Below are 12764 nucleotides of genomic sequence, written 5' to 3'. Positions count from 1 at the left end.
GATCGTCCTGCGCGCGCAGGATGTCGTCGGCGCCCTGCACCAGAGCGGTGGCGCTGGCGATGTCCTGCAGCGCGGTGAGGCGCAGGATCGCCAGGCGCAGCAGGTGTTCGGCCTCGGCCAGGCGCCAGCTCTCGCGGCTGGCGCCGAGCACGCTGGTCATGGTCTTCGCCAGCTGCTGCTGGTCGCCCTGCAGGGTCACCAGCAAACGCCGCTGCTCGTCGATGCTCTGCGCGCTGGGCAAGTCCTGCAGGCGGGCTTCGACCTGCTGATTGCTCTGCTGCAGGCGTTCGTCGACCTGCTCCGCGAGGCTCGCCTGCTCGGCCTGGCGGCGTTGTTCGAGCTGCTGCTGGGTATGCGACTGCCAGCCTGCCCAGCCGCCTACGGCCAGCGCGGCGATGCCCACCAGTAGCGCCAGAACGGCAACGCCGTTGCCCGGCCGCCTGGGCTCGGCAGCGACTTCGACGGGGGTGACGGGGTCTTGGGCTTCGGCGATCTTCGCGTCGGTTTCGCTCACGTATCCATCCTTTGCATCAGGGGGCGGGCCGGTCCTCCAGCGCCGCCAGCAACGCCGCGACCTGGGCACCGCGACAATCCACAACGATTCGGGCTCCGGCTTCGCGGGCCAGCTCGGCGACCCGTGGGCTCGGTACGAACAAGGGTAACCCGGCCAGCTGCGGCCAGGCCTGCTCTGCCAGCAGGCGCAGATGTTCCAAACCCTGCCCACTGCTGACCACCAGGCCGTTCAAGCGTTCCGATCGGACCCGCTCGGCCAGGGCGCCCGCAGGGTATTCCGGGAGGGCGCGGCGATAAAGAGGAAGGTAGTCGACCTGCGCACCGCGTTCACGCAACCGCTCGGCGAGCAGTTCGCGGCCGCCCTCCCCGCGCAGGATCAGAATCCGCGGCGCGGCCTGCGCCAGCACCTCGGCCAGCTGCGGCACGGCGAGCAGGGCCTCGCTGTCGTCCCCCGTCTGCGGCCAGCAGGCGTCCAGCCCGTGGTCGCGCAGCAGCGCTCCGGTGGCGGCGCCGACGCTGAACCAGCGCAGACCTTCCGGCACCTCTGCCCCGTGGCTCGCCAGCCGTGCGAGGCCGATGCGCGCGGCGGGTTTACTGATCACGATCACCGCGTGATAGCGGTTCAGGTCACGCAGTATGCGCTGCTGCTCGGCGCTTTCTTCCAGCGCCTGAATCTCCAGCAAGGGCATGCAGCTGGCATGTACGCCGTGCTCGGCGAGCTGCGTGGCGCTGCTGGCACAGTCCTCCGCCGGACGGGTCAGAAGCAGACGCCAGCCGGGTTTCACGGCTGCCCGGCCTCGCCATAGACCGCCGTAAGAATGTCCTGCGCGCCCTGCGCCAGCAGCGCCTCGGCGATCCGCACGCCCAGGGCTTCGGCTTCGTCCGCCGGCGCTCGGCCCTCGGCGCGCAACAGCAGGCCGCCATCCGGCTGGCCGACCAGGCCACGCAGCCAGAGCTGCTCGCCTTCCAGCTCGGCGTAGCAGGCGATCGGCACCTGGCAGCCGCCATTGAGGTGCTTGTTCATCGCCCGCTCGGCGTTGACCCGCACCGCGGTCGGCGCGTGGTTCAACGGCGCCAGCAGCGCGTGCAGGTCGAGGTCGGCGGTACGACATTCGATACCGACGGCGCCCTGGCCACCGGCGGGAAGGCTGTCCTCGACGCTGATGCGGGCGCGGATGCGCGACTCGAAACCCAGCCGGATCAGCCCGGCGGCGGCGAGGATGATGGCGTCGTATTCGCCGGCATCCAGCTTGGCCAGACGCGTGTTCACGTTGCCGCGCAGGAAGTGGATGGTCAGGTCCGGGCGCCGCGCCAGCAATTGCGCCTGGCGACGCAGGCTGGAGGTGCCGACGATACTGCCGGCCGGCAGCGACTCGAGGCTGTCGTAGGTGTTGGAGACGAAGGCATCACGCGGGTCTTCGCGTTCGCAGATGCAGAACAGGCCGAGCCCGGCAGGGAAATCCATCGGCACATCCTTCATCGAATGCACCGCGATATCCGCCTCGTTCTCCAGCAGCGCGGTTTCCAGCTCCTTGACGAACAGCCCCTTGCCACCGATTTTCGCCAGCGGCGCGTCGAGTAGCTTGTCGCCGCGACTGACCATCGGGACCAGGCTGACGCTCAGGCCGGGATGCGCGGCCTCAAGGCTTTCCTTGACGAATTCGGCCTGCCAAAGGGCCAGGGCGCTCTTGCGGGTGGCGATGCGGATTTCGCGGGACATCGGGGCAATTCCAGAGAATGAACTGCGCCGAATGATAACAGGCCGCGGCCGACGCATCGCTGACCCGGCTCAGGGCCGGGCGCACGTCGGAACGCGGCTTGCCGGGTGGGCCCGCCGGACGGGGCCGCGGCGTAGAAACCGCTAGAGGTGGTTCATCAGCTTGCGCACGCCGGCGACATGGCGCCGGCTCACGGTCAGCGCATCACCGTTGAGACCCTTCAGGTGCAGCTGGAAATGCCCGAGCGGCGTGCGCTGCAGGCGCTCGATACGCTCGCGGGCGACCAGCGCGTTGCGGTGGATGCGCACGAAGCGATCGCCGAATTCGTCTTCCAGAGCCTTGAGCGGCTCGTCCAGCAGCACCTCGCCGCCCTCGTGGCGCAAGGTCACGTACTTGTGGTCAGCGATGAAGAATACCACCTGATCCAGCGGAATCAGCTCGATGCCCTTGCGGGTGCGCGCGCTGATGTGGCTGCGCGGACCGCTGTGCTCGACGGAGGGCCGGGTCAGCGCGGCGAGCTGCACACGGTTGGGCCGCTCGGCCTTTTTCAGAGCGTCGGCGAGGGCCTCGGCGCGCACCGGTTTGACCAGGTAACCCACCGCGCTGACCTCGAAGGCCTCGATGGCAAATTCATCGTGCGCGGTGCAGAAGATCACCGCTGGCGGCGCATCGCGCTCGCACAGTTTAGCGGCCACCTGCAGGCCATCCAGGCCGGGCATGCGGATGTCCAGCAGCACCACGTCGGGCCGCAGACTTTCGATCAGGGTGAGCGCCTCTTCGCCATTGCTGGCCGAGGGCTCCAAAACACGATAACCATCAAGTTCGCCCACCAGTCGGCTAAGGCGCTCACGAGCGAGAGGTTCGTCGTCGACAATCAGGACATTCATATTGCTCTGGCTTCCTGCGTGAGTCTTGCACAAGGATAGCGTAGACAGCTGAAGTGCCGTCCATCACGGCGCTCCACGCTGAGACTCGCCCTTGGCCCGAAAAGTGCCGTGATACGCGCTTCAATGTTCTCCAGCGCCTGACGCGTCCCCCTGGAGGGTCTCGCTTCGGCGATTTCTTCGTAGGGATTGCTCACCTGCAACATGAAAACTCCAGCCTCGTACTCAGCCTCGATGCACACCAGACCGCCGTCGATGCGCGGCTGGATACCGTAGATCAGCGCGTTTTCCAGCAGCGGCTGCAAGGTCAGCTGCGGAATCGGCAGATCGTCTGGCACCCCCTCCACCTGCCACTCAAGTTGTAGACGCTCGCCAAGCCGATATTGTTCGATCGACAGATAGCGTTTCGCCAATTCGAGCTCGTCCCTCCACGACACCAGCGTTCCGGGCTTGGCCAGGCTGGCGCGGAACAGGTCGGATAGATCGAGCACCGCCTGCTCGGCCTTGTACGGATCGACTACCACAAGGCTGGCGATGCTGTTCAGGCTGTTGAACAGGAAGTGCGGACGGATGCGCGCCTGCAGCGATTCGATCCGCGCCCGCAGCTCGGCCTGCTCCTGGCGGCGCCACTGGCTCTGCAGATAGAAGTAGCGCAGCAGCAGCGCGGACATGATCAGCCCGATCAAGCCATGGCGCAGGTAGAGATTGACCTCGCCGCTGCGCGGCAGCGGACCCCCGAGGCTGAAATGATCGGCGACCGCGGTGCAGCCCAGTGTCAGCGCGACCACGATCGCGCAGCACACCGCGCCGGCCAGCGCCGCGCGCAGACGCGCCAGGAGCGGGCGCAGGCGGCAAAGCACGGCGGCGGAGAGCAACACGATCCACTGCACGAACAGCGAGCTCAGCGCCAGGCGCAACCAGTTGAAGCCCGGCAGCATCGGCTCGGCGAGCACCAGCACCAGCACCAGCAACTCGGCGAGCAGGACCAGCGCCAGCAGCGCCTCGGGCTCGCACAGCGCGGGCACGAAGAAGTCATCGATGGGCGCCGTGGTGCGGGCGCGTTTCAGCCAGTCGACTCGCATCCCCGCGGGCCTCCCTCCTGTGATTTTCGGCACAGGCTACAGGCAAAGGCCGCGGCCCACAGCAGCGCCCTGAAGCCGCCGGCGGCTTTTGTTATCATCGCCGCAGTTTCAGGCCGCTCCTGCGGCCCGCGTCCAGTCGAGAGAATGTCCATGAGTGCCGAGAAAACCAACCAATCCTGGGGCGGCCGCTTCAGCGAGCCCGTCGACGCCTTCGTCGCCCGCTTCACCGCCTCCGTCGAGTTCGACAAGCGCCTCTATCGGCACGACATCATGGGTTCCATCGCCCACGCCAGCATGCTCTCCGAAGCGGGCGTACTGACGGTCGACGAGCGCAATGCGATCGAGAACGGCCTTAAGGAAATCCAGGCCGAGATCGAAGCCGGCACCTTCGACTGGCGCGTCGACCTGGAAGACGTGCACATGAACATCGAGGCGCGCCTGACCGACCGCATCGGCATCACCGGCAAGAAGTTGCACACCGGCCGCTCGCGCAACGACCAGGTGGCCACCGACATCCGCCTCTGGCTGCGCGACGAGATCGACCTGATCCTCGCCGAGATCACCCGCCTGCAACAGGGCCTGCTGGAGCAGGCCGAGCGCGAAGCGGACACCATCATGCCCGGCTTCACCCACCTGCAGACCGCCCAGCCGGTGACCTTCGGCCACCACCTGCTGGCCTGGTTCGAGATGCTGTCGCGCGACTACGAGCGCCTGGTCGACTGCCGCAAGCGCACCAATCGCATGCCACTCGGCTCGGCCGCACTGGCCGGCACCACCTACCCGATCCGGCGCGAAACCACCTGCCGGCTGCTCGGCTTTGAGGCGGTGGGCGGCAACTCGCTGGACGGCGTGTCCGACCGCGACTTCGCCATCGAATTCTGCGCCGCCGCCTCGCTGGCGATGATGCACCTGTCGCGCTTCTCCGAAGAGCTGGTGCTCTGGACCAGCGCGCAGTTCCAGTTCATCGACCTGCCCGACCGCTTCTGCACCGGCTCCTCGATCATGCCGCAGAAGAAGAACCCCGACGTGCCTGAGCTGGTGCGCGGCAAGAGCGGCCGCGTGTTCGGCGCCCTGACGGGCCTGCTGACCCTGATGAAAGGCCAGCCCCTGGCCTATAACAAGGACAACCAGGAAGACAAGGAACCGCTGTTCGACGCCGCCGACACCCTGCGCGATTCGCTGCGCGCCTTCGCCGACATGATCCCGGCGATCAAGCCGAAAACCGCCATCATGCGGGAGGCGGCGCTGCGCGGCTTCTCCACCGCGACTGACCTTGCCGACTACCTGGTACGCAAGGGTCTGCCGTTCCGCGACTGCCACGAGATCGTCGGCCATGCGGTGAAGTACGGCGTCGAGTCCGGCAAGGACCTGGCTGAGATGAGCCTCGACGAGTTGCGCCAGTTCAGCGACCAGATCGAGCAGGACGTGTTCGCCGTGCTGACCCTGGAAGGTTCGGTCAACGCCCGCGACCACGTCGGCGGAACCGCGCCGGCGCAGGTCCGCGCCGCCGTGATGCGCGGCAGGGAACTGCTCGCGACGCGCTGAGCCGCCGCTCCGGGCCGCATTCGGCGGCCCTTTCCCGCCGCCATCGACCTCAAGTCGGGCGTTCGATGGCCGATAGCCTGGCAAACCTCTTAAGGGAAGGCTGCAATGACCCGCATCAGCCAGAACCTCGACGCGCATACGCGCATCGCCAGCAGCGCCAACGGCGCCGTTGCCAACAGCGACGCCGCGACCGGCGGCAAGCTGTCGATCGGCAAGCCCTACCAGGCGACCGCCGCCAAGGCCAGCGGCTCGAGCGGCAGCACGGTGGACAAGTTAAAGGAAATGATCGCCAGGCTTCAGGAACAGCTCAAGGAAGCCCAGAAGCGTCTGGACCAGGCGAGCCGCGACGCCAGCGCGAATCCCGATTCCGAAGCCAGTCAGGCGGCGTTGCAGGCGGCCCAGACCGAGGTCGCCTCGCTGACCAGTTCGCTGACCCAGGCCTACGCAATGCTGATGAAGGCGGTCAAGGACTCCGGCGGCAGGGCCACGGGCAACACGGTGAGCGCCAGCGCCTGAGCGACGCTCACAGCCAACCCTTGTACTTGAACAGGGCATAGGACAGCAGCGCCGAGCCGACCATCATGCCCAGCGCCATCGGGTAGCCCAGCGTCCAGTCCAGTTCCGGCATCACCTTGAAGTTCATCCCGTACACGGTGCCGACCAGCGTCGGCGGGAGGAACAGCACGGCAGCGATGGAGAACACCTTGATGATGCTGTTCTGCTCGATGTTGATCAGCCCGAGGGTGACGTCGAGCAGGAAGACGATCTCGCCGGACATCTTGGTCTGGTAGTCGTTGAGCGAGCGCACGTCGCGCTCGCTGGATTTCAGCCAAGTGCGCGCCGCCTCGCTGAGCCAGCCGTTGCCGGCCTGGCGCACGTAGGTGATCTGCCGGCCGATGCTCAGGAGGCTTTCGTTGAGCTTGGCCAGCAGCGAGTTGTAGCGCCCCAGGTCCTTGATCACCCGCTGCAGGTCGGCCTTTTCCTGGGCGCGCTCGCGGGTCTCGCTGAAGATGTGCTGCGACAGGCTGTTGAGCTGCGCCTGGAGCTCCTCGAGCACATCGGCGATGCGGTCGACCATGCTGTCCAGCAGCGAGGCGAACAGCATGTCGCTGCTCTGATGGCAGTCGGCCTGGCGCGCGGCCTTGTTGACGAAGGTGCGGAACGCGGTCATCTCGCTGTAGCGCACGGTCACCAGCCAACGCTCGGACAGCACGAAGGACGACTCCTCCGAACGCGGGTGTTTCTGGGTGATGCCGGTGACCACACTGGTCGTCATGTAGAGCGCGCCGTTCTCTTCGTAAAAGCGCGAGGAATCCTCGATCTCGGCCATTTCCTCGCGCGTCGGCACGCCCACACCGAGGGCCTTCTCCACTACCCGCTCCTCGTCCGCGGTCGGGTTCAGCAGATCTATCCAGAGCACCTCGGGCGGCAGCGCATCGAGATTCTCGGGATGGCAGGCGCGCAGGCCCTCGCTGCTGGGCAGGTAGTAGGTGATCATGCGGGCAAGACTCCAGGACGTTCATCGGCTCGACGCCAGCAATAGAGCCGCGGCGCTGCTCATTCGTTCTTGCGCCCGCCCCGGAAGGCCGCGCGCATGGCAAACTGGCGGTTCATTTTGCAGGGAAACGGCATGAACGAGAACGACGACGAAGCCTTCGCCGAAGCGCGGCTGATCGAAGCCATCGAGAACCAGCTCGAGGCCGGTGAGCCGGCGGCGGCCCAGGCCACCTTCAACAAGCTGACCCTGGTCGGCTACGAGCGCGAAGACATCCTCGCCCTGATGGCGCAGGTGCTGGCCCAGGAAATCCGCACGATGCTGCGCGATGACCGCGGTTTCGACATGGACTGGTACGAGCAGGCGCTGCGCGCTCTGCCGGAACTGCCGGAGGACGACTGAACACGGCTGGCTGGACTCTTGCTTGGCGTCCGTGGACTCATTGCCGGCCGTTCGTTCATGCTCGTACTGCGTTTGCTGTTTTTTGCCGCTGCACTCTTTGGCGAGCAGGCGCTGGCCGAACACTACGTGGTCGGCGCCGAAGACGATTGGTATCCCTACACCGCCCTGCGCGACGACAAGATAACCGGCATGTCGGCGGACATCGTCCGGGCTGCGTTCGAGGCGGCCGGCGCGGATGTCGAACTGGTCGCCTATCCCTACTCGCGCTGCATGCAGCTGGCCCGCCAGGGCACCATCGCCGGATGTTTCAACACCGCACCGGAGCGGCGCATCGCCGCTGAGTTCCAGCTGTCCCAGCCCCTCTTCAGTGCCGAACTGATGCTCTGGGCGCGCCGCGACCAGGCGGTGGCCCTGAACGACCTCGACCAACCGGCAGACAAGAAGGTAGCGATGGTGATCGGCTACGAATACGGGCCGCTCATCGATCAGCACCCGACCCTGAAGCGGGTGCCGGTGCGCCGCGATCTCAACGGCTTTCTGATGCTGCAGCGCGGGCGCGTCGACTACTGCGTGGCCTATAGAGGCACCAGCGAAGCGCTGTTTCGCGAGACGCCGGCCCTGCAGGACCAGTTCGTGGCGGTCGCCAGCGTTCTGCGTCCGCAGCTGAGCCTCTCGTTTTCCCGCCGTTACCCGGGGGCCGACGAATTGCGGCGGCGTTTCGACGAGGGCCTGCAGCGCATTCACGAAAACGGACGCTATGAGCGCATCCTGACTGCCTGGCGTCATGAAACATCCGACTGATCGCGGCTACACTGCTGATGCCCGCCCAAAGTAGGTGGGCTCACACCTCTGGAGTTGCCATGTCCTATACGCCCGAGCTGATCGCAGAACTCGAAATCCTCGCCCTGTTCAACCTGGCCAACACCCAGGAAGGACTGAAGATCCACCACACTGCCGCGCCTTCCGCCATCGCCGCCGTTCGCCGGCTGTACGACAAGGGCCTGGTCGATGCCGCCGATGGCGGCTACCTGACCAGCCTCGGCCTCGACGCCGCCGAGCATGCCCAATCGCTGCTGACCATCCTGGCCTTCGAACCCGAAACGGCCTGACGCCGGACCGCCCCGCTTCGCCGGCCTCTGCGCCGGCGTTTCCCCCTCAAGAACGCCCCGAAACGCCCGATACACTGAGCATCCGGCGCAGCTCCTGATAGGCTGGACGCCCTCATTCGACGCGGACCCGCCATGTCGCGCAGCCACGAAATTCGCCCCGACATCGACGAGGGTATCGACCGCAAGGTGCTCAAGCAGCTTCGCGCGCGCTACCTGGAGGTCAATGACGGTCGCCTGCAGCGCGCCATGCAGATGCTTTCCACGCGCCAGCAACTGGTCCTGCGGCTGATGCCGCTGCTGTTCCACGTCAACCACCCGCTGCTTCCGGGCTACGTCTCCGGCACCACCCCGGCGGGCCTTTCGGGCTTTCAGCCGGACGACCAGATCCTCGCCGAAGCGCAGCGCCTGACCCGTTCCTTCGCCTACCGCGAGCGCACCGGCAACCCACTCGCCGGCAAGCCCCGGCAACCGATCCACGGCCTGTTCCTGATGGGCAGCCTGGGCACCGTCGCGCAGGCCGATCAGAGCGACATGGACATCTGGGTCTGCCACGCCCCCGAGCTGAGCGCCGCCGAAGTCGCGGAGCTGCAGCGCAAGTGCGATCAACTCGAAGCCTGGGCCACCACCCAGGGCACCGAGGCGCACTTCTTCCTCATCGACCCCTCGCGCTTCACCAGCGGCGAGCGCGAAGGCAAGCTGACCTCGGACGACTGCGGCACCACCCAGCACTACCTGCTGCTGGACGAGTTCTATCGCACCGCCATCTGGCTCGGCGGACGCACGCCGGTGTGGTGGCTGGTGCCGGCGTACGAGGAGCAGCGCTATGCCGCGTACGTACACACGCTGCTGTCGAAGCGTTTCATCCGCGCCGAGGAGGTGCTCGACCTCGGCCACCTGGCGCGGATTCCGCCCAGCGAATTCATCGGCGCCGGCATGTGGCAGTTGTTCAAGGGCATCGAGTCGCCCTATAAGTCGGTGCTCAAGCTGTTGCTCACCGAGGTCTACGCCAGCGAGCACCCGCAGGTCGAATGCCTGGCGCTGCGCTTCAAGCGCGCGGTGTTCGCCAACCAGCTGGACCTCGACGAACTCGACCCCTACATCGTCGTGCTGCGCCGACTGGAGGAGTACCTCGGCGAACGCGGCGAGCAGGAGCGCCTGGAGCTGGTGCGCCGAAGCCTCTACCTGAAGATCAACAAGAAGCTCAGCCGACCCGCGCGCGGTCGGGCGAAAAGCTGGCAGCGCCTGCTCCTCGAGCGTCTGGCCGACGAGTGGCAATGGCCGTCGCGACAACTGGCGATGCTCGACAGCCGCAGCCAGTGGAAAGTCCGCCAGGTCAGCGCCGAACGCCGCGCACTGGTCAACGAGCTGACCTACAGCTACCGCTTCCTCTCGCAGTTCGCGCGCAACCTGCAGGTCGGCAGCTCGCTCAACAGCCGCGACCTCGGAGTGCTCGGCCGGCGCCTCTACGCCGCCTTCGAGCGCAAGGCCGGCAAGGTCGAGAACGTCAACCCGGGGATCGCCCCGGACCTCGCCGAGGACGCGCTGACCCTGGTGCATGCCTCGCTCGGCGAATACAACGGCGAAAGCCAGTGGGCACTGTTCGGCGGCAACCTGAACGCCCAGGAATGGCAGGATTTCGCACCGATCAAACGCGCCCGCGAGCTGATCGGGCTGCTCGCCTGGTGCCATCGCAACGGCGTCATCGACGCCAGCACGCGACTTACCCTGCACGCCGGCAGCTCCGACCTCAGCGAATTCGAACTGAACAACCTGCTGACCAGCCTGCGCCAGGTCTTCCCGCTGCCGCTGCCGACCGCCGGAGAAAGCGCCCTGCTGCGCGCCAGCGCGCCGAGCGAGGTGTTGCTGCTGGTGAACGTCGGCGTCGACCCGCTCAGGCAGCACAGCCAGCTCAACGTGCACCTGACCACCGAGCGCACCGACGCGCTGGGCTATGCCGGTGCGCGCGAGAACCTGGTGCTGACCCTCGACCAGGTCACCCTCAACAGCTGGAACGAGATGCTGGTCACCCGCTTCGACGGCCCGTTCGCGCTGCTCGACTGCCTGCGCAGCTTCCTCGACAGCCTGCCCGCGGGCCGCGCGCGGCCGGACCTGCGGGTGCGCTGCTTCTGCCGCAACCGGGCGCCGGCGATCGCCCAGCGCGTGGAGGAACTGTTCCACGACGTGCTCGGCCACCTCGACGGCGAACGCAACAGCCGCTACCTGGTGCAGGTCCAGCAGCAGTACCACCTCCTCGAACTGAATCCCGGCCAGGCCGTCAGTCACGCAGCCCTCGCCGACCTGCCGGCGCTGGTCGAGCACCTGGGCGCGGGGCTGGGCCATTTCAGCCCGCTGCACCTGGACCGCTACGCGCTGGAGGGCAGCGAGCTGGCGCTGATCCTGCCGCTGGGGCAGGCCGACTGCATCCAGGTGTTCTACCGCCTGGCCGGCGATTTCGCCGAGCTGAGCGTGCTCGACGAACGCAATGCGCTGTGGCGCCAGCAGTTGCCCTTCCGCGACGAACACAGCCTGCTCAACCCGCTGCAGCGCTTCCTGCAGTCGGTGCTCTACCGGCGCAACGCGTCGCAGCCGCTGGACGAGCTGCCGGCGCTGCCGCTGGATATCCGCTATTACGAAGTGCTGCCGGCGCCGCCCCTGCGTGCCCAGCGCCTGGAGCGCCGCGCCGCGCCGCAGAGTTCGGACAACCCGTTTTTCTACAACGTCCAGGCGATCGTCGAGCCGCTGGACAGCGTGCGCGAGAACGTCACCCTGTACTGCAATGACCGGGAGTTTTCCGAACTGGAATACGGCGCCGACCTGTTCGCCGCCGTGGCCCGGCACATTGTCGAGCAGCGTCGCGAAAACGAGCGATATCGCTGCTACCTGACCGATCTGGACCTCTCGCAGGTGGCCCGCGACGGCCAGCTGCAGACCATCGACTATCTGCGCTACAAGGCCAAGCTGGAAGAGGCGCTGAACACGGCGCTGCTGGGCACGCCCTGAGCGCGAAGGGGAAAAGGTTAGGACTGCCGGTTGCGCAGACGGTCGGCGGCGGCATCGACGATCTGACGACGACGCGCCTCGTCCGACTCGCTCCACTGAAGGATTTCCTCGAGGCTGCGGCCGCAGCCCAGGCAGACGTCCAGCGCGTCGAGGCAGCAGCGCCGGCAGCAGGGCGACGCCACCGGCGCCGCGCCCGGCGTCGGCTCAGAGTTCCTCGAACTCAACGTCGCTGCCGGTCTGTTCGCGGGTCACGCGCGCCATCAGTTCGCCCAGCGGCTCTTCGCTGGTGTCGCAGATCCAGCGCGCGCTCTTCTCGTCGTAGTCGAAATGGAAACCGCCCGAACGTGCGGCGACCCACAGCTGGCGCAGCGGCTCCTGGCGACTGAGGATCACCTGCGTACCGTTCTCGAAACCGATCGTGAGGACCCCGGCGGAATTTTCCAGATCGACGTCCAGGTCGCTGTCGTCGAACACGTCCTCGATCTCCTGCTGGGCAGCGTCGATCAGGTCATGGTAGCGGGCTTCGCTCAGGCTCATCGGGTGAATCCTCGTCAATGGAACAGTCTTGTCGTAGCCAATCATCTCCCGGCACGCCAGTCGCGACGATGGCCGGGCGATGCCGTTGCCGCCCTTCGGCAGCCATCGCGGGGCCATTCGTCGGACCTCCGCCAATGCCCCGCGAGAACCGCCGTAAGCCGCGCCGGACGGGAGTCCTGCGCATAGGCAAGGCGCCGGGCGGCCGGTATACTCCGGCGCAATCACGCTTTTCACAAGGATTTTCGCCATGAAGCGCCTGCTGCTTCCCTTCCTCGCGCTGGTCGTGCTCAGCGCCACCCTCGCCGGCTGCGGCCAGAAAGGCCCGTTGTACCATCCGGACGACGAAAAGGCCGCCAACAGCAAAGATCGTTTCGAATTCTAGGAACCTGACTCCCGATCTGGCGAGCCGGCGCCGGACGCCCCCTGAAGTGGCCCGCAAGGCCCAAGGCAGCGGAATCCGCGCTTCGTAGCCGAGCCTT

15 protein-coding genes are annotated in these 12764 nt (G+C 66.8%); 7 read left to right on the top strand and 8 right to left on the bottom strand.

The window, feature by feature from the left end; all coding sequences use genetic code 11:
• The 5 genes from B2X67_RS03830 to B2X67_RS03810 all read right to left on the bottom strand — a co-directional run.
• A partial coding sequence (locus tag B2X67_RS03830) for a uroporphyrinogen-III C-methyltransferase (RefSeq protein WP_286784671.1) occupies positions 1-514 on the bottom strand: 514 nt, incomplete at its 3' end.
• 16 nt (positions 515-530) lie between these two features.
• On the bottom strand, positions 531-1298 hold the full coding sequence (locus B2X67_RS03825) for a uroporphyrinogen-III synthase (RefSeq protein ID WP_286784670.1): 768 nt from the start codon (positions 1296-1298) through the stop codon (positions 531-533).
• Positions 1295-2233, bottom strand: a complete 939-nt coding sequence (gene hemC, locus B2X67_RS03820) for a hydroxymethylbilane synthase (RefSeq protein ID WP_286784669.1) — start codon at positions 2231-2233, stop codon at positions 1295-1297. Before hemC ends, B2X67_RS03825 begins: the two co-directional genes overlap by 4 nt.
• A 141-nt stretch (positions 2234-2374) precedes the next feature.
• Complete coding sequence (locus B2X67_RS03815; protein ID WP_286784668.1) at positions 2375-3118, bottom strand: LytR/AlgR family response regulator transcription factor; 744 nt, start codon at positions 3116-3118, stop codon at positions 2375-2377.
• A complete protein-coding gene (locus B2X67_RS03810; RefSeq protein WP_286784667.1) occupies positions 3115-4197 on the bottom strand; it encodes a sensor histidine kinase in 1083 nt (360 codons plus the stop codon). Before B2X67_RS03810 ends, B2X67_RS03815 begins: the two co-directional genes overlap by 4 nt.
• Before the next feature lie 150 nt (positions 4198-4347).
• Between B2X67_RS03810 and argH the strand changes: the two genes are divergently transcribed.
• The gene (gene argH / locus B2X67_RS03805) at positions 4348-5742 is read left to right on the top strand and encodes an argininosuccinate lyase (protein ID WP_286784666.1); all 1395 of its coding nucleotides are present in this window, start codon (positions 4348-4350) and stop codon (positions 5740-5742) included.
• Between the two features lie 105 nt (positions 5743-5847).
• The gene (locus B2X67_RS03800; protein WP_286784665.1) at positions 5848-6258 is read left to right on the top strand and encodes a hypothetical protein; all 411 of its coding nucleotides are present in this window, start codon (positions 5848-5850) and stop codon (positions 6256-6258) included.
• 7 nt (positions 6259-6265) lie between these two features.
• Here the strand turns inward: B2X67_RS03800 and B2X67_RS03795 are convergent, their stop codons facing one another.
• Positions 6266-7240 (bottom strand): magnesium transporter CorA family protein, encoded by a 975-nt coding sequence (locus tag B2X67_RS03795; protein ID WP_286784664.1) that lies wholly within the window; start codon positions 7238-7240, stop codon positions 6266-6268.
• Positions 7241-7372: 132 nt separating this feature from the next.
• Here B2X67_RS03795 and B2X67_RS03790 point away from each other — a divergent pair, with 132 nt between their 5' ends.
• The 4 genes from B2X67_RS03790 to B2X67_RS03775 all read left to right on the top strand — a co-directional run bounded on the left by B2X67_RS03790 (position 7373) and on the right by B2X67_RS03775 (position 11748).
• Positions 7373-7639, top strand: a complete 267-nt coding sequence (locus tag B2X67_RS03790; protein ID WP_090224304.1) for a hypothetical protein — start codon at positions 7373-7375, stop codon at positions 7637-7639.
• A 57-nt stretch (positions 7640-7696) separates the two neighbouring features.
• The gene (locus B2X67_RS03785; protein ID WP_286784663.1) at positions 7697-8440 is read left to right on the top strand and encodes a substrate-binding periplasmic protein; all 744 of its coding nucleotides are present in this window, start codon (positions 7697-7699) and stop codon (positions 8438-8440) included.
• A gap of 59 nt (positions 8441-8499) precedes the next feature.
• Positions 8500-8748, top strand: a complete 249-nt coding sequence (locus B2X67_RS03780) for a TIGR02647 family protein (protein WP_090224306.1) — start codon at positions 8500-8502, stop codon at positions 8746-8748.
• Positions 8749-8880: 132 nt separating this feature from the next.
• Positions 8881-11748 carry a class I adenylate cyclase gene (locus B2X67_RS03775; protein ID WP_286784662.1) on the top strand — a complete coding sequence of 956 codons (2868 nt, stop codon included), beginning with the start codon at positions 8881-8883 and terminating at the stop codon, positions 11746-11748.
• A gap of 17 nt (positions 11749-11765) precedes the next feature.
• On the opposite strand, the gene B2X67_RS03770 is transcribed toward B2X67_RS03775, so the two are convergent.
• Both B2X67_RS03770 and cyaY read right to left on the bottom strand, forming a co-directional pair.
• Positions 11766-11930 carry a DUF1289 domain-containing protein gene (locus B2X67_RS03770; protein WP_282340208.1) on the bottom strand — a complete coding sequence of 55 codons (165 nt, stop codon included), beginning with the start codon at positions 11928-11930 and terminating at the stop codon, positions 11766-11768.
• Between the two features lie 22 nt (positions 11931-11952).
• Positions 11953-12285: an iron donor protein CyaY gene (cyaY, locus tag B2X67_RS03765; RefSeq protein ID WP_090224311.1), complete on the bottom strand. Its 333-nt coding sequence runs from the start codon at positions 12283-12285 to the stop codon at positions 11953-11955.
• Between the two features lie 247 nt (positions 12286-12532).
• Here cyaY and lptM point away from each other — a divergent pair, with 247 nt between their 5' ends.
• A complete protein-coding gene (lptM, locus tag B2X67_RS03760) occupies positions 12533-12667 on the top strand; it encodes an LPS translocon maturation chaperone LptM (protein ID WP_090224313.1) in 135 nt (44 codons plus the stop codon).
• The last annotated feature ends 97 nt before the right edge of the window (positions 12668-12764 follow it).

Source organism: Pseudomonas sp. UBA3153 (assembly GCF_002364635.1).
GTDB lineage: Bacteria > Pseudomonadota > Gammaproteobacteria > Pseudomonadales > Pseudomonadaceae > Pseudomonas_O > Pseudomonas_O kuykendallii.
The sequence above is the reverse complement of the archived record's forward strand: the minus strand, read 5'-3'. Positions and strand labels throughout refer to the sequence as shown.

Coding starts and splice junctions, on each gene's coding strand:
- hemC (WP_286784669.1), bottom strand. CDS start 2,233: ATGTCCCGCGAAATCCGCATCGCCACCCGCAAGAGCGCCCTGGCCCTT.
- B2X67_RS03815 (WP_286784668.1), bottom strand. CDS start 3,118: ATGAATGTCCTGATTGTCGACGACGAACCTCTCGCTCGTGAGCGCCTT.
- B2X67_RS03810 (WP_286784667.1), bottom strand. CDS start 4,197: ATGCGAGTCGACTGGCTGAAACGCGCCCGCACCACGGCGCCCATCGAT.
- argH (WP_286784666.1), top strand. CDS start 4,348: ATGAGTGCCGAGAAAACCAACCAATCCTGGGGCGGCCGCTTCAGCGAG.
- B2X67_RS03800 (WP_286784665.1), top strand. CDS start 5,848: ATGACCCGCATCAGCCAGAACCTCGACGCGCATACGCGCATCGCCAGC.
- B2X67_RS03795 (WP_286784664.1), bottom strand. CDS start 7,240: ATGATCACCTACTACCTGCCCAGCAGCGAGGGCCTGCGCGCCTGCCAT.
- B2X67_RS03790 (WP_090224304.1), top strand. CDS start 7,373: ATGAACGAGAACGACGACGAAGCCTTCGCCGAAGCGCGGCTGATCGAA.
- B2X67_RS03785 (WP_286784663.1), top strand. CDS start 7,697: ATGCTCGTACTGCGTTTGCTGTTTTTTGCCGCTGCACTCTTTGGCGAG.
- B2X67_RS03780 (WP_090224306.1), top strand. CDS start 8,500: ATGTCCTATACGCCCGAGCTGATCGCAGAACTCGAAATCCTCGCCCTG.
- B2X67_RS03775 (WP_286784662.1), top strand. CDS start 8,881: ATGTCGCGCAGCCACGAAATTCGCCCCGACATCGACGAGGGTATCGAC.
- cyaY (WP_090224311.1), bottom strand. CDS start 12,285: ATGAGCCTGAGCGAAGCCCGCTACCATGACCTGATCGACGCTGCCCAG.
- lptM (WP_090224313.1), top strand. CDS start 12,533: ATGAAGCGCCTGCTGCTTCCCTTCCTCGCGCTGGTCGTGCTCAGCGCC.